General features: G+C 46.1%; 14 protein-coding genes and 1 riboswitch. Of the genes, 4 read left to right on the forward strand and 10 right to left on the reverse strand.

Translation table 11 applies throughout. From position 1 onward, the window contains the following. Positions 1-19: 19 nt before the first annotated feature. Positions 20-454, reverse strand: a complete 435-nt coding sequence (locus BC643_RS08065; RefSeq protein WP_120272600.1) for an Hsp20/alpha crystallin family protein — start codon at positions 452-454, stop codon at positions 20-22. 251 nt (positions 455-705) lie between these two features. After that, positions 706-802, forward strand: a riboswitch (TPP riboswitch). A gap of 50 nt (positions 803-852) precedes the next feature. On the opposite strand from BC643_RS08065, the gene BC643_RS08070 reads away from it, so the two are divergent. Beyond that, positions 853-3,357: a TonB-dependent receptor gene (locus BC643_RS08070; RefSeq protein WP_120272601.1), complete on the forward strand. Its 2,505-nt coding sequence runs from the start codon at positions 853-855 to the stop codon at positions 3,355-3,357. Between the two features lie 94 nt (positions 3,358-3,451). Here BC643_RS08070 and BC643_RS08075 read toward each other — a convergent pair whose 3' ends face one another. Then, positions 3,452-3,997 (reverse strand): carbonic anhydrase, encoded by a 546-nt coding sequence (locus BC643_RS08075; RefSeq protein ID WP_120272602.1) that lies wholly within the window; start codon positions 3,995-3,997, stop codon positions 3,452-3,454. A 118-nt stretch (positions 3,998-4,115) separates the two neighbouring features. Between BC643_RS08075 and BC643_RS08080 the strand changes: the two genes are divergently transcribed. Continuing rightward, positions 4,116-4,466 (forward strand): translation initiation factor, encoded by a 351-nt coding sequence (locus BC643_RS08080; RefSeq protein WP_120274203.1) that lies wholly within the window; start codon positions 4,116-4,118, stop codon positions 4,464-4,466. Positions 4,467-4,469: 3 nt separating this feature from the next. Here BC643_RS08080 and BC643_RS08085 read toward each other — a convergent pair whose 3' ends face one another. Then, positions 4,470-6,752, reverse strand: a complete 2,283-nt coding sequence (locus tag BC643_RS08085) for a penicillin-binding protein 1A (protein ID WP_120272603.1) — start codon at positions 6,750-6,752, stop codon at positions 4,470-4,472. A gap of 12 nt (positions 6,753-6,764) precedes the next feature. Continuing rightward, positions 6,765-7,553, reverse strand: coding sequence for a M48 family metallopeptidase (locus BC643_RS08090; protein WP_120272604.1), 789 nt, complete (start codon positions 7,551-7,553; stop codon positions 6,765-6,767). Positions 7,554-7,825: 272 nt separating this feature from the next. Here BC643_RS08090 and BC643_RS08095 point away from each other — a divergent pair, with 272 nt between their 5' ends. Further along, on the forward strand, positions 7,826-8,485 hold the full coding sequence (locus tag BC643_RS08095) for a DUF4468 domain-containing protein (protein WP_120272605.1): 660 nt from the start codon (positions 7,826-7,828) through the stop codon (positions 8,483-8,485). 53 nt (positions 8,486-8,538) lie between these two features. On the opposite strand, the gene BC643_RS08100 is transcribed toward BC643_RS08095, so the two are convergent. Then, a complete protein-coding gene (locus BC643_RS08100) occupies positions 8,539-10,392 on the reverse strand; it encodes an AMP-dependent synthetase/ligase (RefSeq protein WP_120272606.1) in 1,854 nt (617 codons plus the stop codon). A 121-nt stretch (positions 10,393-10,513) separates the two neighbouring features. After that, complete coding sequence (gene ccsB / locus BC643_RS08105; RefSeq protein ID WP_120272607.1) at positions 10,514-13,561, reverse strand: c-type cytochrome biogenesis protein CcsB; 3,048 nt, start codon at positions 13,559-13,561, stop codon at positions 10,514-10,516. A 323-nt stretch (positions 13,562-13,884) separates the two neighbouring features. Here ccsB and BC643_RS08110 point away from each other — a divergent pair, with 323 nt between their 5' ends. Next, positions 13,885-16,605: a 4-alpha-glucanotransferase gene (locus BC643_RS08110; RefSeq protein ID WP_120272608.1), complete on the forward strand. Its 2,721-nt coding sequence runs from the start codon at positions 13,885-13,887 to the stop codon at positions 16,603-16,605. 82 nt (positions 16,606-16,687) lie between these two features. Here BC643_RS08110 and BC643_RS08115 read toward each other — a convergent pair whose 3' ends face one another. The 4 genes from BC643_RS08115 to BC643_RS08130 form a co-directional block, all read right to left on the reverse strand. Then, positions 16,688-18,403, reverse strand: a complete 1,716-nt coding sequence (locus tag BC643_RS08115) for a PNGase F N-terminal domain-containing protein (RefSeq protein ID WP_120272609.1) — start codon at positions 18,401-18,403, stop codon at positions 16,688-16,690. A 153-nt stretch (positions 18,404-18,556) separates the two neighbouring features. Then, the gene (locus tag BC643_RS08120) at positions 18,557-19,459 is read right to left on the reverse strand and encodes a hypothetical protein (protein ID WP_120272610.1); all 903 of its coding nucleotides are present in this window, start codon (positions 19,457-19,459) and stop codon (positions 18,557-18,559) included. Positions 19,460-19,611: 152 nt separating this feature from the next. Next, positions 19,612-20,283: a hypothetical protein gene (locus BC643_RS08125; protein ID WP_120272611.1), complete on the reverse strand. Its 672-nt coding sequence runs from the start codon at positions 20,281-20,283 to the stop codon at positions 19,612-19,614. Positions 20,284-20,588: 305 nt separating this feature from the next. Then, entirely contained in the window at positions 20,589-23,156 is a 2,568-nt protein-coding gene (locus tag BC643_RS08130) for a TonB-dependent receptor (RefSeq protein ID WP_120272612.1), read from the reverse strand.

Consider the following 23,156-nt stretch of genomic DNA (forward strand, 5'->3'; position numbering starts at 1 on the left):
GTCTTTTACGTCAATTCATTTAATGAATTTCAATCATTCGTGGTTCGTGCGATTTATACTCCTCTCGTTTTGGCAAACTAACGGTTAAAACGCCATTTTTGTGGTTTGCTTCAATCTTGTTCGCATCAACGCCGTCAGGCAATTGGAATGAACGGCTGAATTTGGAATAATTAAACTCACAGAATACCACCTTGCTGTCTTTTTCTTCTTTTTTCTCTTCTTGTTTTTCCGAAGAAATGGTCAGCAAATTATCTTTTAAATCGATATGGAAGTCTTTTTTGTCCAAACCAGGAGCGGCCAGCTCAATTTCGTAATGGTCTTTTTTGTCATACACATTCACATTTGGACTGCTGTTCCATCCTGATTTTTCAAAAAAATCGTTCCATACATCTTTACCGAAAAACTCATCAAATAAACTTGGTGTGTTTCTGTTTGATCTTACAAATGGTAACATAACTTTGTCCTCCTATCAATTAGTTAAACATTGATTTTTTGTTTTCTGACTATCAACTATCAAAGGTTGCTCCAAAGTAGTTTTACGCAGTTTCAGGCTGAAAATTTGCAAAATCCAATGTCATTTTGACGGAGAAAAAGACATTTTTTCAGAATTCAACTTACTGATAATGACATACTTTCCGAACAGATCATTTTCAGCATGTCGAAATTTGTTTGAATATTCGATGATTTTTGTTTTAACTTTGCCCCCTATATGCAATGGGGTGTCCTAATATTACGGACTGAGATCATACCCAAAGAACCTGATCCGGGTAATGCCGGCGTAGGGAGGGCGCAAGAAGGGAACACGTATTCCTACCTCATTGGTTATTTATTAACCAAACTTTCACTCAAAAAATGAAAAAAGTATTTTTTCTGCTGGTCATGTTGAGTCTGACCACCTTCACTTTCGCACAGTATTCGATTTCCGGTGTGGTGATGAATGAGAAACGCGAAGTATTGCCAGGAGCCAATGTTGTTTTGGCCGGAACGTACACCGGAACCGTTGCCGACTCGAACGGAAAATTCGCAATCACCAATTTGCATTCGGGAAGTTACGAGCTTCTGATCTCATTTATTGGCTACGAGAAAACAAGCCAACCCGTCAAGTTGGAGAAAAGCAACCAAACGATCACAGCTATACTGAAACAGTCCGGCATTATGACGGAAGAAGTCATGGTTTCGGCAACACGTGCCGGCGACAAAACGCCGGTGGCCAAAACTTCGGTCGACCGAACAACTATCGAAAACCGAAACATGGGCCAGGACATTCCCTACTTGCTGACGATGACACCTTCGTACGTGGCAAGCTCGGATGCCGGAGCCGGCGTTGGTTATACTGACTTCCGTATTCGTGGTACTTCAGCCAACCGTATCAATGTAACGGTAAACGGCATCCCGATGAACGATGCCGAGTCGCACGGAACTTACTTTGTGGATATTCCCGACCTGGCTGGTTCAATCGACAACATCCAGGTGCAACGTGGTGTGGGAACATCTACTAACGGTGCTGCTGCTTTTGGCGCAACCATCAACCTGCAAACCACAACACTGAACAAACAAGCGTATGCCGAAGTAAAAAGCTCTGCCGGCTCTTTTGGTACCTTCAAAAACTCGGTTGCTGCCGGTACCGGACTGATGGGTAAATTCGCTTTCGACGTGCGTTTGTCCAAAGTTTCTTCCGATGGCTTTATCGACCGCGCCACTTCTGACCTCAAATCGTTCTTCGTTTCGGGTGGCTACTATTCCGAAAACACCATTCTGAAAGTGAATATTTTCTCGGGATTTGAGGAAACGTACCAAGCCTGGTATGGCGTACCTTCTGTCAAACTGAATAATGACACCGAAGGAATGCAACGCTACCTGGATCACTGGCTGTGGTCGGGATCGGAGCGCGAAAACCAAAAACGTTACGATGATCTGATCAACTCAGACGCTCGCACCTACAACTTTTACACTTACGAAAACGCTGTTGACCACTACCAACAGGATCATTACCAACTGCACTTCTCGCACAAGTTCAATGAATACCTGAACTTGAACGCGGCACTGCACTATACCTACGGACGTGGCTATTACGAAAACTACGAGTACGACCAGGATTATGCCGATTACCAAATGACAGCTCCGGAGGGTATTGATGTCACCGACATGGTTGTGCGTAAGTGGTTGGATAATGACTTTTACGGTTCAACTTACTCGTTAAACTACGACGACGGGAAAAATGCCTTCACCTTTGGCGGTGGTTACAACGAGTACGACGGTCGTCACTTTGGCCGGGTAATTTGGGCTCAATACATGGGCGACAACCTGACAGTAACCGATTGGTATGGTGGCACCAGTGTTGACAGTGAATTTGAATGGTACCGTGGAAAAGGCATCAAAAAAGACTTCAACCTATTTGGAAAATACAATCTGCAACTGAACGAAGCGTTGAGTTTCTACGCCGACCTTCAATACCGCCACATTGATTACAAGATTACCGGCATTGAAGATGATTTACGCGACATCAGTCAAAAGCACAAATTCGATTTCTTCAACCCGAAAGTAGGCCTTTATTACAAACCGAACGCCGGAAACGAAGCCTACATCAGCTTTGCCCGTGCGAACCGCGAACCCAACCGCAGCAACTTTGTCGACGCCGATGAAAACCACATGCCGGTGGCAGAAACACTGAATGATTTCGAGGCTGGCTACACCCACCGCACCCGCAACTACTCGATTGGCGCCAACCTTTATTATATGCTTTACAAAGATCAGCTGATCCAAACCGGAGAACTAAACGATGTGGGTTCGGCGATTATGGTGAATGTTGACGACAGCTACCGCGCCGGTATCGAACTGATGGGAGGACTGAAAATTACCCGCAGTTTGAAGTGGGATGTGAACGCCACCTTCAGCCAAAACAAGATTAAAAACTTTACCGAGTACGTGGACAACTGGGACTACTGGTACGACATGGACAACGAGCCCTATCAATATGTTACCGACCTTGGAAGAACCGACCTGGCTTTTTCACCCAACGTGATTGTGAACAGCCAGCTGAGTTTTCTCCCCGTCAAGGATTTATCAATCAGCCTGCTGTCAAACTACGTGAGCGACCAATACATCGACAATTCATCGAGTGAAGATCGCAAGCTGAACGCGTGGTTTGTGAACAACCTGAAGATAGATTACACGATAAAAGGAAACTTATTTCAGGAAATTAAATTACACCTGATGGTGAATAACCTGTTCGACGCGGAATACGAAAGTAACGCATGGGTTTACTCGTATTACACGGGCGGAACCCGTTATAAAATGGACGGTTATTTCCCGCAGGCGGGAATCAACTTTTTTGCCGGAATTGATTTCAAGTTTTAATTAGAGATGCAACCCTCGGAATTACTCCGGGGGTCGCTTTTGATATATCGAATTGTCAATAATGTGCGGGAAATTTGACGAAAAATTCCGGGAACTATTTATCCGGAACGACCTGAAGGATTTTGCTTTCTTCGACGTCGAAAAACAGCGGTGCGACGACTACTTTCGGGTAGCGTTTCCGAAGTCGTTCAACCTCGCACAACAAAAACTCAACAGCGTCGCCGATCTCAAAAAACGGCGATAAGTTATCGAAATGCGAGCTGGCATTCTCCGCTTTCCACCCGGCATTTTTCACCATTCCGGCAACAAAAGCGTCTTTCTGATCGTCGAGTTTTGCCATTCCACAATGGCTGTGACCAATGAGTGCAATCGCGCGAACACCGCCAACTCCGATGGCATACGAAACCTGGAATTCGTGAAAAAACAGGTTTGCTCCCCCCGATCGAATCACGTAAGCAAAGTTCTCGGGAATCCACAAACTTTTTCGGTTGTCCATACACATTCCAATCAGCAGCTGCGCCTGGTCGTAATTACAAAAAGTCTTGTTCAGGTTATGGTACTCCAACAGCAGGCTGATCGCCGTATTCCGATATTCCGGCAGAATATCCTGCTTTGAATTAACCTCAATTAGTCTCGCCATTTCTTTTTAATGCTTGGTCCCCTTTCAAACCCGCGAGCCCAAGTAAAAGTTCATGTCAACCTCAATTTTCCAATTCTTAAAAACAGCTTTTTATATTATTTTTGAAAAAAACTTCGAGATGGCACAAGACTGGAAAGATAAGTTGGGGATGGCTTTTTCAATTTCCCCGGATTCGCAAAACGAAAACAAGGAAGAAAAGCAGGAAAAAACACCTTCTATCCCGGCGAACAAACAAACGTTATATGTTGAATTGGACAAGAAGGGCCGCAACGGGAAATCGGCAACGCTTGTTACCGGATTTGAGGGAACTGATGACGAATTGAAGGAATTAGCGCGCAGGCTAAAAACACAATGTGGCGTCGGTGGCTCAACCCGCGACGGCGAAATCCTGATTCAGGGAAACTTTCGCGATAAAGTTATTCAAATGCTGCAAGCTGAAGGCTACAAAACCAAGCGAATCGGCGGATAAAAACTATTGGCTAATCATGGATGTTGCCATGGTATTTTCGGCTACAATTTTGACCTGCTTGGGCTGAAGTTCGTCTTCCATCGTGGGTGCCTGAATATAATCGGCGCTTTCGGAAACGCGCACCCGAACCGAATCGGAGATCGCAAATTTAGCTGAAGCCATTTGCTTAAATTCCTGGTCGCTGTACAACTCCTTGAAAAAATTGGCCCAAACCGGCAAAGCGGTGTAAGCACCTTGCCCGTATCGCAAACTACGGAAATGAACTGCCGGGTATTCGGCGCCCACCCAAACTCCGGCAACCAAATCGGGGGTAAATCCAACAAACCAACCGTCGGCCTGATTCTGTGTAGTTCCGGTTTTTCCGGCAATCTCGCCTTTCAATCCGTAACGATATCGCAATGATCTGGCAGTTCCGCGATCGACCACATTCTTCATCATCTCAACAATCGTCTCCATACTTTCGCGTGATGCAATGGAGTCTCCCTTTGCTGTTGTGTTGGTATTTGCTGCGTACAATAACTCACCATTCCGATCGGCAACCGATTTAATCAACTGCGGTTTAACCGGTACGCCCATATTGGCAAACGACTGGTAAGCCCGAACCAGCTCAAACAATGACAACTCTGCCGTGCCTAAAGCCAGCGAAGGAACATGCGGCAAACGCGTTTCGATACCAGCGTGCTGAGCTAACTGGCAAACGTTGGAAATACCTGTTTTCAGAATCAGGTTGGCGCTGACCGTATTCACCGAATGTGTCAATGCCCCTTTCAGCGTGTACATGCCGCCATATTGATTATCCGCATTTTTCGGGGTCCAGTTGTCGTAAGCTGCATACGAAACCGTGTCGTTTACAAACAGATCATCCGGGCCGTAGCCATGCTCCAGTGCTGATAAATAAACAAATGGTTTAAAGGTAGAACCGACCTGACGTTTCGCCAACACGTGGTCGTACTGAAAATGCTTGTAGTTGATCCCGCCCACCCAGGCTTTGATTTCTCCGGTACGACTGTCCATCGCCATAAAACCGGCGTTCAGCATCCGCAGGTTATGCAGCACAAGTTCTTTCGGCGACATCAAACTGTCTTTTTCGCCGTTCCAGTCGAAAACCCGAACCATCTTCTTTGTTTCCTGTTCCTCTTTTGACATTCCTTTCAACTTTTGCTCAGCCAGACGTTCCAAATCCGATTTGCGATTCCAGCTATCTCTCGCCAGTTCCCGGTTCAGCACTTTCTGAATTGAAGCCAAATGCTTGTGCACCGCATTTTCTGCATAAAACTGCATCTTTGAATTGATGGTTGTGTAAATTTTCAGGCCATCGGCCTCCAGGTTGTATGAAGCATCTTGCGAATTATTTACTTCTTTAATAATGTCCTGCAATTCTGTTTTTAAGTGAGCTCTCAAATAAGGTGCGATCCCGTTCGAGTTGCTCAGCAAGGTGTAGTTTAATTCGACCGGCAATTCCGACAGCGAATCTTTCTCTGCCTCACTCAAAATGTCGTATTTGGCCATCTGCCCCAGCACTACGTTGCGGCGTTCCATTGCCCGATCTCCATGAAGGCGGGGACTGTAATAACTCGGCCCTTTCAACATCCCTATTAAAAGTGCGGCCTCCTGTGCATTCAATTTTTCCGGCGATTTGCCGAAATAGCGGAATGCACCAGCCTTCAACCCATAAGTGTCTTCCCCGAAAGGAACGGTATTTAAATAAAGTACCAGTAGTTCTCGTTTGGTGTAAATGCGTTCCAACTCGTAGGCCAAAACCATCTCGCGCAATTTATTGATAACGATGGAGCCAAACATGTAATCCTGACGCGGATAAAGGTTTTTGGCCAACTGCTGCGTGATGGTACTTCCTCCCCCGGAATTTGGGTCACCCATCAAAATGCTTTTCACAAAAACGCGTCCCAAACTTCGAAAGTCGATCCCATGGTGACTGTAGAACCGAATATCCTCAGTTGCTAAAAGTGCCTGAATGATACTTTCGGGGATTTCATTTGGATACATATCCAAACGGTTCTGAATATAGAACTTGCCCATCAAAACGGAGTCTGCGGTGTACAGCTCTGTCGCAAGAGGATGATCAATGGTCATCAATTCCCGTTTGTCGGGCATCGGACCAAAAACTTCAAGTTCAATTAAAGCAATGGTGACAAAAAATGCCAAACTTGAAGTTACCAGGAGAGCCAAAAAGAAACCGGCTGTGATCGTCAACAATTTGTTGTTCCGTCTGATCAGGTAACGCCAACGGATACTCAATTTTCGGAGAATAGGATGGGATGTTTTCATAGCAGGGGGTGTTTATTCGTTGTAGTATTCCAATGCTTTCGGTAAATGTTCGTTCAGTGCTTTAATCCGGTTTTTAGGATCCGGGTGAGTTGATAAGAATTCGGGGACGCCCGATTGAGAAGATTGCAACATGCGCTCCCAGAACTTCGGTGCTTCCCGCGGGTCGTAACCGGCCATCGCCATAAAATAGAGGCCCATTTCATCGGCTTCGCTTTCGTGACTACGGCTGTACGGTAGAATCACACCCAATTGTGCCCCCGTCCCGTAAGCCAGCATTGCCAGGCTCGTGGTTTCAGTTTTCTGCGTGGCAAGCGCTTCTGAAAGCGCGACTCCTCCCATTTGTAATGCCATTTCCTGAGACATGCGTTCGTTTCCATGCTGAGCAATGGCATGCGCAATTTCATGCGACATTACGACGGCAATCCCATTCTCATCTTCACAAACAGGCAAAATTCCGGTGTAAAAAGCTATTTTTCCACCAGGCATACACCAGGCATTTACTTGGGGGCTCTCGATCAGGTTGAACTCCCAGGCGTAACCTTCGATTAAATCTTCACGACCAATCTTTTTCAAATAATCCTGAACTGCCGAGGCAATTTCGGAGCCGACATCGCGAATAGAGTTGATTGCTTCTGTGTTGTTTGATAATTGTGAACTGTCGAGCACGGCATTGTAGTTTTCAGCAGCCAGCGATTGCATCTCCTCGGCTGGGATGAGCGACAGTTGTTTGCGGTTGGTAAGCGGGACGGTACTGCAGGCCATCATGAAACCCGCCAGCACCACAAGTAAAATTGTTTTCATAGGTGTTTGTTTCTGTTTCCGCTTTCCAATAAGCGAAGGTTGTGCCACACTGTGTTCGCACAACCCACAAAAGCCCAAAACACCTTTATTTACAACCAATTAAGAGATACACCTTCTATCCGAATGAGAACTGAGGAAAACAAGCATTCCTCAAAAAACTGACGACAACGATACACATGTTGTAGAAAACCGAAAATATGCGAGGAGGACACCACAACTGGGTATGATTTTTGTAATTTAACCTAATCATTCTTTTCATTAAAGTATAAACTATGAAAATAAAACTACTTTTTCTCTTCCTACTATGCTCCGCCGCGGTGCTGGGGCAAACTTCGAAACTGGAGCAAGAAGTACTCATCAAGGAATACGAACAATCCAAAAGACAAGAGAAAATTGCCTCCAAAATGCAGGACTGGGCTTCAAAACTGGATCGTTTCGGTGCATACCCTGATCTACCGATCACGCCCGAGGGAGATGTTTATTACTCCCTACTTGGCGAATTCCCGGCCATAAAAAAAGCCGATATTTTTGACCGGGCACTCGAGTGGATGGCCATCCACAACGAACTTTACCCAAATTCAATTTATCAAAATCCGGGAAATGGAAAGATCATTTTTCACTACAGCCTGCCTCTTTCCAATTTGACTTCGCTCAACTACACCTGCATCATCACCATTAAGGACTATAAATTGTTATTCGAAGTACTTGATATCTCTTTCCAAGAGTTTGTCCCGGGTCACTATGCCGGAGAAGAGTGGATTGCAGACCGAACCGTTACCAAAAAAATAACTGAATTCTACCCGATCACGATGAAAGATGAATCAGAGTGGTCAAAAACACTGAACATGTTTAAAGCATTCAACGATCATGTGAGTGAAAACATGAATAGCCTTTACGATTATATTTCGAATGCAAACGCGACTGATTTTTAGAAATAGAAAAAGCCACCCGATGGGTGGCTTCTCTGCATATATTGGTTGGTTTTTTACTTGAAACGCTTGGTCAACGCGTTTAGGTCGAAACGTAAATTCAACTTTGAACCCCCTCCGTTTCCGTTTTTGGTAACAGCATAAATATCGTCGATCAAATGCTGGTATTTCTTCACCACATAATTCCGTTTCAGTTTTAGAGTTGGTGACAACTCACCGTTTTGCGGCGACCATTCTTCACAAACCAGCTTGAAACGTTTAATTTCTTCGTGCTCGCCCAGGGTCTTGTTAATTACAGCAACTTCTTTTTTGTACTGCGCAACTACCTCGGGCACCTGCACCAACTCCTGGTTATCGCGGAAGTGAATTTTATGCTGCGAGCACCAATCGTGCAAATAGTCAAAGTTGGGCGAAATCAGCGCGCTGGCAAACTTCTCATTTTCACCAATCACCATCGCCTGTTCAATAAAGAAAGACTCCTTCAGTTTGTTCTCAATCATCTGTGGCGCAATGTATTTTCCACCCGACATTTTGAACATCTCTTTTTTGCGATCAGTAATTTTCAGGTATTTGCCTTCATCCAAAAAACCGATATCACCGGTATGGAACCAGCCTTCTTCATCGATTACCTCGGCCGTCAGTTCAGGTGCTTTGTAATAGCCCAACATCACCGATGGTCCTTTACACAGAATCTCGCCGTCGTCGGCAATTTTCACGGTGACTCCATCCAGAATCGGGCCGACAGTACCTATTTTCATTTCGCCACTCGCCGGGTTGTTCACCGCAATAACCGGCGAAGTTTCGGTCAGCCCGTACCCTTCCAAAGTGTACATGCCTGCCATACCCAACACCCGGGCAATCCGAGGTTGCAGCGCAGCTCCGCCCGACACAATGTAGGTGATGTTATTCCCCAAAGCTTCGCGCCACTTAGAGTAAACCAGTTTATCAGCCAGTTTGATCTGTGCCGCCACAATGGGGTTGTATCGCTTGTTGAATTCAAAATGACGCGTGAGGTGCAAGGCCCAGAAATAAATACGTTTTTTCATGCCGGTCAAGTCGTTTCCTTTCGAAACGAAACCGTCGTACACACGCTCCAAAAGACGTGGAACCGAGTTAAACATGTGCGGCTTGATTTCTTTGATCGCATTCACAATCTGCCCCAGGTTACCGACGTAATAAATTCCCATTCCTTTATATTGAAAATGGTAATTTACACTACGTTCGTAAACGTGGCACAGCGGCAAAAAGCTAATTACGCGGTGATCTTTACCCAAATCGTGCATGGTTGCGTGGGAAGAAAAATTCGCAACCAGGTTTTCGTGCGAAAGCATTACTCCTTTAGGCACACCGGTTGTTCCCGATGTGTAAATCAGTGTTGCAACATCCTGCGGACGAACCGACTGGCGAATTTCAGCTAAGGCTGATAATAATTCCTTTTCAGCTTGTTTACCCAACTCCAGGATTTCGTTGAAGTTCCGACAGCCGGCAACATCGTCAAATGAAAAGAGGGATTTTATTCCGCCGATCTCTTTTGCGATCGGCTGCAGCTTTTCGAAAAGCTTTTTATCGCCCACGATTAAACACTGCACTTCGGCATGTTCCAGAATGTATCGATATTCATCATCGCCAATGGTGGGATAAATCGGCACATGCACCATTCCGGCCATCCCCAGTCCCATATCGGCAAAATTCCATTCGGGGCGGTTGCTTGTTACGGTGGCAACTTTATCTCCGGTTTTCAATCCCAGGGACATCACCCCAAGCGCAAATAACTTCGAGTTTTCAGCATATTCTGCGGTCGAGTAGGTATACCAACCCGATTCATTTTTTCCGGCCAAAGCATCTTTGCGCGGAAAATCCTGCACGATGCGATCCAGTATATCAAAAGTCCGTGTAACCTGAAATGTCATTATTTCAATCTAAATTAATCCCTTAAATAACCGGGCAAAGATAACATTTCAGTTTAACGGAAAAATTGATTTTGTGCTGTTATACACCAGCTAGCATCGTTTCCGGGGCAAAAATGCCGTCCTAATTGGTCTCCGTTTCGTATTTCTTATGCTTGCCGTAGGCTACAAGTATCAGTAAAATGAGTGCCAGGGCAGAGGCGTAAACCGCCCAATGTACACCATCAACACTCCCCTTTCCGTACGAGTGCATCCCGCTGAGGAAATAGTTAACACCGAAGTAGGTCATAAGTACTGAGCTGAAACCGATCACCGTTGCCACGTTGAAATTGAACCGCCCGCGCAACCCGGGTATAAACCGCATGTGAACGATGAAAGCGAAGATAATCACGGTAATCAAAGCCCAGGTTTCTTTCGGATCCCAGCCCCAATAACGGCCCCAGCTTTCGTTGGCCCAAACACCTCCGAGAAAAGTACCAATGGTCAACATATATAAGCCAAGTGTTGCCGACAATTCGCCTATTGTGGAAAGCTGGTCGGTAAAATGAAGGACATTCTTTTTGTTCTGTTCCCGCAGCAAAGCGTACAAAATGAGCACCAGCATGCCCAGGAACGAACTAAGCCCGATAAAACCGTAACTGGCCGTAATGACCGCGACATGGATAAGCAGCCAATACGATTTCAAAACCGGAACCAAATGCGTGATTTCGGGATTCATCCAATTCAAATGAGCCACAAACAGTGTAATCCCGGTCAGGAACGCGGCAGTCCCCAGCACCATCGGGTATTTGCGGCCAAAAATGATCCCGGCCAACATCGCCGCCCAGGCCACATAAATCATGGACTCGTAGCCGTTGCTCCACGGTGCATGCCCCGAAATGTACCAGCGAACAATTAGCCCGACGGTGTGTACCAGAAAAGCTAAAAAGATCAATCCACCAAAAGTGTATTTTACCGGATTGCTCACCGCCTTCTGTCTGAAAATATTCACCAAGAGGATGGTCAGCAAACCAATTCCCAACAGCAAATACCAGGGAAATACTCTCTTGAATGGCTGATATTGATTGTAAAATAATTCGACTTCTTTTTTGCTATCGGAAGGCAGAATCTCTGCGCCGAACTTCTGCTGGAAATTGGCAATGGTTGCCATGATCTGCCGTGGCTGAATATCGCCACCGGGATTCAACGACTCGCGCAACAATTTGAAACTGTTCGCTACAAACAGCGAATCCCCCCGCGGGTAGCCGGTTGGATTGCTGCCAACGGCATACCAGGCATCAGCGTGATTAACCGGCGGAAAGAAGGTGAAAAACTCGCCATTGAAGACCATAAAACAGATATTCACCCGCTCGTCGACAGCCAAATAATCTTTATCCAGCTGCGTGCGGAAAGCCGGCATTTTATTGTAAGCAGCCTGTACCTGATCCAGAATCCGGTAATGACCTCCTTCGTCGAAAAAATCGACCACCGTTGCAAATTTATTGCCAATTCCCAACTCTGCTACCACTGACTTCTCCACCTTGACGATTGGAATCGTACGCCAAAAATCGGGATACAGGTTCATGCTCAACACAACTTCATCTGCCGATTTTCCTTCAAATGAAGATTTGCGGGTCAGTTTGCGCAGAATTTCATTGTTCAAAGTCGACATCGGCTCAATCCGACCGTCGTTACCGTGCACCCACAATTCGGAGAAATCGCTCACCAAATCTTTGTCCAGTCCCGGAAGACCATTCAATGTCGCATTTTCCGCGCGGGCTGGTGAAGTAACAAACATCATCAAAACCACGATACCAGCGACACCCGCTTTATTTAAATCTTTCAGGTGACGAACCAAATATTGGAAATAAGAATGCTTGGCAAACAAGGCGATAATCATACCGATTGCCATCAGCAAATAGCCCAAGTACGTAATTGCAGTTCCCCAAAAGTCTTTGTTTACCGAGAGCACGGTTCCCATCTCGTCCTGATCATAGGACGACTGGTAAAAGCGATACCCCCGGTATTTCAGGGTATTATTCATAAAAATCCGATAATTCTCATTCACCCCCTTTGTCTCATCTATCAACTTTATTTCGCTGGCAAACGATGAAGGGCTGTCGGAACCAATGTAACGATCCAACTGAAAATCGTCGAGGTAAAGCGAAAATGGCAGTTTAATCAATTCAGACCCGTAGGAGATTTTCAAAGGCGTGTTCCCCACCTTGTAAGTCAACGGATCGCCAACTTGTCCCGAACGTCCAAACACATTCAAGGTCGCCATCCGATCGCCGTCAGAAACTTCTAAAATCACCACATCTTCTGTCGAATTCCCCTGGCTATCCTTGCTAACGCGAACCAAGGCATGCGGGTAAAATTTCTTCACCAACATTAAGTAATTGTCGAACGCATAGAGGTGCATCGGCAAAACCGGCTGCCGGCTTCCGGCGGCCATTGGGATGGGCTCCGATCCGGTCATGCTACGAATCTCCAAATCGCGATCTGTTGTAATATATAAATCATCACCATCCTGATCAAAATGGATGTTCGCTTCGGGGCTGAAACCAACCGTCATTCCCCCGAGATTCACCGTTTCGCCGGGCTTGAACAAAAAAGGTTGCATGCCCTGCCCCGCCGAAACAACAAAATCAACCATCGGCTCGCCCGACGGATGATCGACCGGTGTTTTCACCGCATTCTTTACAAAGCCTACTGATTTTAGTTTAATCCTGTGCCCTTCAACCTCAACCGACTGGCTGTAATTCCCCGACCGAAGTTCCGAAAACAACACCTTCGTTTTCAACTTCTTATCCGGCGTTTCAATGGTCAGGTAAGTATCAGTAGACACGATCGAGTTGGAACTGTGTCCCTCGCGGATGTGCATCACGCCCTCGAAACTAATATAGCGGGTAATGGCTGCACCAATCACAATTATGACAAAGGAAATATGAAAAAGCCCGACTACAATTTTGCGCCGGGTATACATTTTATAGCGAAGAAAATTCACCAGGAGGCTGAAGCCGAGTAGCAACAAAACCAACTCGAACCAATGCGTATTGTAAATAATGCTTTTGGCAGCCTCGGTTCCGTAGCTACTTTCGGTAAACGTAGCCACCGCCATAGAGATCGCAAAAACCAACAGCAAAAATCCCATAAACGGCATGGACGTCAGGAACTGATAGATTTTTTTCATAAGGGTTGATATTTATTGGGATGAAAATAACATTTTTGATTTCAACATAAAAAAGCGGGCAGTTCAGCACGCTTCAAGTTAAACAGTTTTTTACCGCTTTAGTTGACAAGCTTTTTTAGTTCACAGCCCAAAAGCTTTTCCGTCATACATAGAAACCGGCAACAGCCTTGTTCCAATGCCTATCAGCTATTCAGAAAACCGAGTCCTTATGTTTTAAAACTTGTAAACAGAAGGAAACAGGCAAACCAATTTTCAGAAATTTGCTTTTATTGTACCTTTTTATTGTCAATGTAGAATTGGCGTGAAAGACAAAATGAAAAACCATGAGACTTACATTTAATCTGCACTACTATACCACCCTTGGTCAACAGATTTTTTTATCCGGTTCGTATGATGAATTGGGCGCTTGGGATCCTTTCAAAACAATCCCGCTGGAAAGCAAGCCCAATGGGTTCTGGGAAATTTCCCTAGATTTGCAACCGTCGGACGAACGGCTGGAATACAAATACTTCATGCTCGACACCAGTGGTAACAAACACTGGGAATGGGGCAACAACCATTTTATCGACTTAAAAAGTCATCCCCAACACGATTTTTACATTGCGGATAAGTGGAACAACCCTTCGCCGGCAGAAAAAATCCTGTACAAAGCCTCGTTTCAGAACGTCATCATGAAACCGGGAAAAAACAAAGCGCCGATTGCTGATTTGGAAGATGACCGCATTTTTCAACTCCGCATCCGTGTTCCGCGAATCGGAGGCAACTACAAAGTATGTGTTCTCGGAAATCAGAATCAAATGGGGAACTGGGACCGGGCCAAACCGCTGATACTTGAATGCGGCGATGATTTCCCGGTCTGGTCGGGCCAAATCAATCTGGATGAACTGCACTTTCCGATTCACTATAAATTTGGCATTTGGGATGTCAGGGAAGAGAAAATCGCAACTTTGGAAGAAGGTTTTGACCGGGAACTTGCCGGAATACCGGAGTTACCAGGCCGGGTTGTTTTCGTGAAAACCGACCGGAATTTTCGCTACCCTTTGGGAAACTGGAAGGGTGCCGGTGTGGCCGTTCCGGTATTTTCGCTTCGAAGCGGAAATAGTTTTGGATCCGGCGATTTTACCGACCTGATCGACTTTATCGACTGGGCAAAATCAGTCGGCATGAAGATGGTTCAGGTGCTGCCCGTCAACGAAACGGTAGCCTCACACAACTGGCTCGACTCCTACCCTTACAAATCGATTTCCGTGATGGCTCTTCATCCGATCTACCTGAACCTGGATAAAATCGGGCGTCTCAACGATCCCAAATTGATGGAGGAATTTGCAGCCCATCAGGAGCAGTTGAATCAGGAGATCCATGTTGATTATCCGGAAGTACACCGCCTAAAATCGCGCTACTACAAACTGATTTTTGATCAGGATGGCGAGAAGCTTTTCAACTCGAACAGTTTCAAACAATTCTTCCGCGCCAATAAAGACTGGCTGGTTCCTTACGCTGCTTTTGTTTATTTGCGCGATCAGTTCAAAACACCGGATTTCCGCCAATGGGGGGACTTCCGACGATATGACCGCTATAAAATTGAGGCACTGAGTGAGCCCGGTGCTCCGACCCGCGACGATGTTGTTGTGCACTATTTCATTCAATACCACCTGGACAAACAATTGAAAGAAGCGGCCAACCACGCCCGGAAAAACGGCATTATCTTGAAAGGCGATATCCCGATTGGCATCAGTCCGAACAGTGTTGAAGCCTGGACGGAGCCACACCTTTTCAACCTGGACTCGCAAGCCGGTGCCCCCCCGGACGATTTTGCCGTGAAAGGACAAAACTGGGGATTCCCAACCTACAACTGGGAGGAAATGGCGAAAGACAATTACAGCTGGTGGGTTCGTAGAATGCAAAAAATGACGGATTATTTCGACACCTACCGCATTGACCACATCCTCGGATTCTTCCGAATTTGGGAAGTACCAAGCGATTCAGTTGAAGCGCTGCTGGGACATTTCAACCCGGCCCTGCCATTATCGGCTGAAGAAATTGAAAGCCACGGCATCCGATTCGATTACGAACGTTTCACCCAACCGTACATCCGCCATCATTTGCTGGTTGAGCGATTTGGCGAAGAAACAGAACAAATTATCGCGCAATATCTCGATGATTTGAACAATCAGAAATACCGGTTAAAAGAACAATTCGATACGCAACAAAAAATCAACACTCATTTCCTGAAGGGGATTGAAGAAGAAGATCTGGACGATGAGAAACGGAAAATCCGCGACGGGCTTTTCGACCTGGCAGCCAACGTTATTTTGGTGAGTACGGGCTACAACCAGTGGCACCCAAGAATCTCCATGACCAAAACCAGCTCGTTTGATGAATTGGATTACTGGACCAAGGAGCGATTGACAGAAATCTACAACAACTATTTCTACAAACGCCACGAGGAATTTTGGTACGCTAAAGGCATGGAAAAACTACCAGCGATAACAACGGTTGGCGACCTGTTGGTTTGCGGCGAAGATTTGGGCATGATCCCGGCCTGCGTACCGAAAGCAATGGACGAGTTAAATATCCTGAGCCTGGAGATACAGCGAATGCCCAAAGACCCGAATAAAAAGTTCGCGCATCCGGCCGATGCTCCGTACCTGTCGGTTTGCACAACGTCGACCCACGACATGTCGACCATCCGCGGATGGTGGGAAGAGGATCGTGCCAAAACACAACTTTTCTACAACCAGGAACTGGGCAACTGGGGAGCAGCTCCCTACTTTGCCGAGCCCGAGATTTGCCAGCAAATCGTCACCCAGCATTTGTATTCACCGGCCATGTGGGTCACCCTTCCTATTCAGGATTTGTTGGCAATGGACAGTGAATTGCGCTGGGACGAAACGCAGCAGGAACAAATCAACCTGCCGGCCAACGTTCGGCACAAGTGGCGCTTCCGCATGAAGCAAAGCATTGACGAACTGAAAAAGGCGGACAAGTTCAACGAATTGCTCCGTTCGTTAATTAAATCAACCGGTAGAAATTCAGACTATTAACCGACTTAAAATAAACAGAGGGCCTTGCCAACGCGAAGCCCTCTGTTCTTATAATGATTCAGGGATTTACACCCGAAAAGATTTATTCTTCAATCTCGCCGATAAAGACACCAGACACATTCCAGGCACTGAACATGTTCCCTTCTCTTTCCCCTAACGGGATGTACACTTTGATACTGTGTTTTCCGGGAGTCAAGTTATCCACCGGCGTAAAATACGGGTGCGAAACTGTTCCGGGACACCAACCAGAGCGGCTATAATCAGACGATGACAAACCGTTCCAGAAATTACCCGAAGCCGGGTTTGAAGCGCGGTAAGTTCCACAATCAACTCGCCAGGGCGTGAAACTGAAGAACGGCTGATTATCGATGAAAAGCTCATTCTTTTTAGGCACAAACTCGTCGCCGCCACCCCAGCCACCATGACCGGTTGTGATGTAACGGAAAGTCACATTTTTAACTCCCGCAGGAACTTCGAAGTCCACCGTAAGCGTATCGCTGGCAAACATGGTTCCATATTCCTGACCTGCCATTTCCATCACGTTGGTTGTATTGAAAACCGGCTGCACCCAATATTTTTTAGCAGGCTTTTCCGAAACTTCCTGTTCATTCAGGTAATATTTCAGATTCAGGCTCACTTTGTGCCCGCCACCGTCGTAGTTGCCAACAAACACACCTATCCAGCATTCGTTTTGAAGCACCGGCAGGAAGTCGCTCACATCTTCTTTGTAAGTCACCGAGTCCGCCCAGGCAATACCAACATCACGCTTGTCATTAAAATGATGAACACCAAAAGGTGTAAAGAAACGCATCAGTTCGATCAGCGGATCAAAGTCATTGGTTTCGACGACACCCTGATAAACTTTACCTTCTTTGCTGGTGTATTTCGGCAGCGAATCAACGCCGTATTTCAATCCATCGAGGAAGCTTTGCGTTTTGTCAACAGGAACAACAAAAACAGATCCCGTACGGTCGTAGGCATCACCATTCGATTGCTCGGTCACTTCGGCAAAGATAGACGTGCCATCCGGTACCTGTGGCAGTTTCACGCGTTTCAACACAACCGTACCACCTGCAAAACGATACAGGGAATCAGTGTATTCCCCTTCTGGATTTTCAATTTTACCACCCCAATTAATTTGTTGCTTTTTGAAAACCGGCACTTCTTTTACGAAAGCATCTGCTAACCGACGGCTGAATTCGACGTCATCAACACCAATTCCCATATCAGCAGGTATCATTTCGGGAACTTTCTTTTTTCGATAAAAATCGATGTTTGTTGCTTCCCATCCCGAATTGCCGTTGCGAACATACCGCATGACCACCGCTCCCGGGAAAGGGAAATACAGCATCGGTGTTGCCTGCAAACCAGTCTTGGTGGTTACCCACAATTCAATTTTATTGGAAAATGAAGTGCCAACATACTTTTGGCATTTGTAACCCAAAATTTTCACCGGGTCTCCTTCGGGCTCAAAGCCTTTGAGCGATCGAAAACGATTCGTTGTAAAATAGCTTTGGCCATCCATGAAGGTAGCCTGACGAATGATAACTGAATCCGGATATGCCAGGTAATTCACCTGTTGGGGTACTTCCGGGATCAAATTCTTCCCCGACTGATCGACCCAACTTTTGGCAATACTATCCGTGTATTCGACAATCAATTTGTCGCTGTTTGAATCAACCTCGCCATTGCGCCAGGCGGAATATTCAATTCGTCCACTCTTATCAACTGTTATGCCCATCGCATAGCCGAGGGTACAAACCCCAATCAGCAGCAATAAAATTCCTTTTCTGTACATCGTATTTAATTTGTTCGCTCTAAAAATAACTGAAAGCTTGCAAACATTCAATTACAAAAAAAGGAGAAGTCGGACATTATTGAAATGATCAGCAAAAAAGCGAGTTCTATTGAGCGCTCTATTGAGATTCATTTAAGGTGACACACTCAATAGCTAAAGGTTGAAAATATAGCCCAAAGAAATCCGGAAGTAGGAAGAATTGGAGTACGATTCGCCGTCGCCGATGGTTTGCGGCAGGTTGTAATTATAGGAAACTTCGAGGTCGAAGCTCTTCCAGCTCAGGCTTACAGGCAACTGCAGCTGGATATTCAGCAGACCAAACACATCCTTGTAATAAGTTGAAACTTCCGTTTGGGTAATTTCGTCAACATAAGCCTCGTTCAGCAAAAACTCAGCAGCTTCGGATCCCCAAAACAAACTGACCTCCGGCTCCAGTCGCAGGTAGTCGTAACGGCTAAATTTGATTAAATTCAGATAGGCATAAACATCCCAGGACAGTTGTTGTCCGAATTCCTGGCCCATCAATAACGAACCATCCAGGCGGGTTCCCAATGATTTCGATTTAAGCGTGATGCCCGCATTCAGACTTGAATTGTACAAGGCATCGAAATCGGGATCGTCAACATTAAACAGGAAATAATCCAGGGAAGCGCGATAGCGTAAAAACTTGATTTTTTTGAATCCTTTGCCAAAGCCGGCGCTGAAAACTGTTGTTCGGTAACCGGGATCGAGCTGACTGTACCAACTACCGGAAACCCCGGCAAAAAAACCGATTGAGTGCATGTAGTACAATTGTCCGGAAAAGTTATACTGATCGGTCCCGATTTCGCGTCCAGCGAAATACGTTTTGCTGTTGTAGTTAGCACCGGCGTACAGAAACTGGAAATTCTTTTTCCCGCTAAAAAGATCGTACAATTCATCGTCGCCGAACAGCACATCACTTAAAAGAGAATCGATCCTTGTAAACCGATCCTTCTCCAGAATATCTGTTCGTTGGGCGATTGCCGGCAACACCAGTACAAATACTAACCCGATCAATAAACCAATTCGTTTCATCTCGCCTACTGTTTAAATGTCATCCCACATTTCGATATGTTGATTCCTTAGGAGCCTCAAAAAGTCTGCGTCCCGGCAGACTCATTCTTCATAGTAATTCAACATTGAAAAAAGATGAAGCCACCAATCGGCGGCTCCATCATCAGTAAAGATTAGTTTCCCCCTTTACCGTTGCCATTACCACTGCCGCTTCCCCCGGCATTTTCAGATCCCTGTTGCTTCGCTTCTTGTTGTGCTGCCTCTTGAGCTTGTTCCTGAGCCTGTTCCTGACTTTGTTGTCCTATCTGCTGACGAACTTGTTCCTGAGCAGCTGTCGCATTCTCGCAAGTTTCGCTTTGTCTCAGCTGTTGACGAGCTTGTTTCATTTGCTCGCTGCTGATGCTACTGCGGAATTGCTGACGATTTTCTTCACGAATTTGCTGTTGCGCTTGTACCATTTCCAATTGTTCTTCGGAAAGCGTTGCCATCAGCGCTTCGCGTTTTTGTTCGCGGGTCATTTCTGTGTTTTCCAGAATCGCCATTTGTTCTTCGGTCAGGGTTGCCCTGAACGAATTGCGAAACTGTTGTGCACTTTCCTGATTTGCCTCCATCAGAGTCACCTGTTCGTCGGTCAGGTTAACATTCAAACGATCACGGGTTTGAAGTTTATCCTGGTCTTGATCCTGATCTGGTTTCGTCTCATCACAAGATCCGTCTTTCAACTGGTCTTTTGTCTGCAGTTTAGTTTGATCCTGGATGGGTGTTTCGGTTTGAGCAAAAGCTGCGGGAGCAGTAAACATGATTGCTAAAACCAATGATGCGATTGTGCGTGCGATTGTTTTCATAACTTATTCCTTTTAATATTTTACTGATTCAATTCCGAATGCTAACCGCACAAAAGTTCGTTTACCCTACCTTTGGTTAAAAATTTTGCAAAATTTTATTTTTGAGTGGGTGAGAAGGCTGAAAATGAGATGGGAAGATTCGACTGGGCGGAATTTATGCAACGATTAGACTTCAGGAAAACACATCCTAAAGATTTGTCTAACGTCATCCCGAATTCGTTTCGGAATCTTTCTCTAAAATGGAAGAGATGCAGAAACCGTGTCTGACGCCAGGCAGGAAGTCCAGCATGACGAAACAGAGCTGACTAAAACGCCAGTTTCAGAAACATTACAGGAGTAAACGGAACGGCTTCGGCCGATACATTTAAAGTGGCATCCTGATCGTCGGGGATGCGCACAAAGTTGTCGTATTTTAGATTCTCATAGTTAAAGACATTCAACACCGAAACACCAAATTCCAAACCATATCTCTGTCGGGTCACCCGATAACTCAGAGCAACATCAAGGCGGTGATAATCCCTACCGTCAACCGAAGGATCGTCGAGCAAGTCGGGAAAACCGGATCCAAACACATAGTTTGCGGAGAAATAAATAGGTTTGAAATTGATTAAAGCAGCCGCTTTCAGTTCGTGTCGCTGGTCGTGCAAAGCCCGCAAATAAACCTCGGGATCGAAATACGAAAAGTGTTCTTTCGTCTCGCTCAGTGTATAAGCCAACCAAAACGAATGCCCTTTCCAATCTTTTTTTAGGAATAAATCAAGCCCCGAAGTCTTTGCATCTCCCTGGAAAAGCCCGGTTCCCTCTTGTGTTTCCACAAAGCGACTCAAACCCTTGGTATGTTTTCGGTAAGCTTCAATGCTAAACAGGTACCCGTTTTTATGCCAGCTCAGCCCCAAAATCGATTGCTGCGACCAAAGCACCGGAATATCATCATCGTTGCAAATCGTCCATAGATAGCGGAAGTTTCCGAGAGGATCGACCACCGAGGTATGTGAAATATACTGCCGGTAAGTTCCCCACGAAGCACTCAGCTTCCAGGCGTCAGTCAATTCGTAGCCTGCTGAAATCCGGGGTTGAATATCGACCCGATTCAAGTCAAAAGGTAGATCAGCCCGAACACCTGCTGTTAACCTTAGCTTTTGAGTAATCGAAAGATGATCTTCCAGATAAGCATTCAGGCGGGATAGTGAGTATTTTTCGTGTGCCAGGTTAACCGCAAACGAGTCCTCCTGAAAATGAATATCGTTTTGAACAACTCCCATTCCAAATCCAAGCCGGTGAACCGGTGAAAGCGACAGGTGGTTTTGTAGTTCCAGCCGAAATTCATCAATCTTGTTTTGGTTGTAATCGTCGGTATCTGTAATCCAACTGGTTGAAGAACTTGAGCCGGAGCTACTGGTGCTGCCACCTTGTCCATTGCCATTCCCGCCGCTGCCACCACTACCATCGCTCCCGCCATTCTGTCCGGCCGATTCGCGTAAATTCGTGACCTGCGTTTCCAGCGACGAGTAAGCAGCTGTTAACTCCGACCGTAGTCCGCCATTCCAGGCCTTGCTGTAGCGAGCCGAAGCACCGTATTGCTGGTTCTGTTCCTCATCCTCATAAGACAGCTGATTGCGCTGGCTTTGGGTTTCGTACTCCAAGCCGTAAACGTAGCGGTCGCGTCCGGTAAACAGGCTCAGACTGTAAAAATCGGCATCTCCGGTACGTCCCGAGAATTTGACATTGAAATCCCTGAAATTGTAATCAGGATAAACGTACCGGTCAATCGAACTTCCACGCCCGGAATTGCCGCTGGTTCCCAAAGTCAGCTGGTTTTTATCGTAAAGCTCGTAATAGGTTTGCCGCATCGCTACGACCAGTGAATTCTTTGTTCCCAACGGTAAACTGAGCCAACCATTCATCGTCATATTGTTTACGCTGAGCTGCAGCTGCAAATCCTCGGTGCTTCCATTCACACCGGTTATCTGCACAATTCCGCCCACGCGCCCTCCGTACTCGGCCGAAAATCCACCTTTCATCACACGAATGTCCTTCGCCATAAAGGGGTTCACCGCACTGATGTTGTCGTTGAAGTTCTTCATGCCAAACAGCGTGAAACCATCGAATAACACCTGGCTTTGCCCGGCATAACTTCCGCGTATAATCAGGTCGTTGGATTGCTCGCCAGCCGCCAGAATCCCCGGTTGCAAGCGCAACAGGTTGAAAACTGAATTATCGCCGTAACCCGGCAAGCTCCCGGCCACCTGGTGATTCAAGCGAATTTCACCGGCTTCCTGCCCGATTTGTTCCGACCGAACTACGGAGAGCCCTTCAACCCGGATTTCCTTCAACTTGAATAATGATGGATTTAACTTGAAAACCTGATTATCGGCTGCTGCAACAGTGGTATCCTGTGGAAAAAATCCCAAATAAGTGAGACGAACCTGAAAGATACTGTCACTCAGCGAGCGAAAGGAAAAAGTACCGTTGTGGTCGGTACTCATCCCTTTCCCGTTGAGATAAATGTGCGTGTATGGTAAGGTTTCTCCTGTGGTGGCATCCTGAACAACTCCTGAAATATGAAAGGCCTTTATGCTCCTGTCCTGCTGCGAACTGTAAATCAGAAAAACATCTCCCGACTTTTCGTAGGCCAGCGGAAGATCCTTCAGCAGGTAATCCAATGCTTGCGGCAACCCTGAAAACGATTGGTGAACGGTGATTTTGTAACTCGACAACCTGGCATCATCAAACGAAAACTGAAAATCGTACCGATCGCGCAAATCCAACAAAACCTCGTTCAGGGCTGTTTCCCTGTACTGCAAATCGAGCTGCTGACTGTAAGCGAATATGCCCGACAGCAAAAGACATAGCAGAAGGACAAATGTTTTCAA

This window comes from Mangrovibacterium diazotrophicum (genome assembly GCF_003610535.1).
In the GTDB taxonomy this organism is placed as follows: domain Bacteria; phylum Bacteroidota; class Bacteroidia; order Bacteroidales; family Prolixibacteraceae; genus Mangrovibacterium; species Mangrovibacterium diazotrophicum.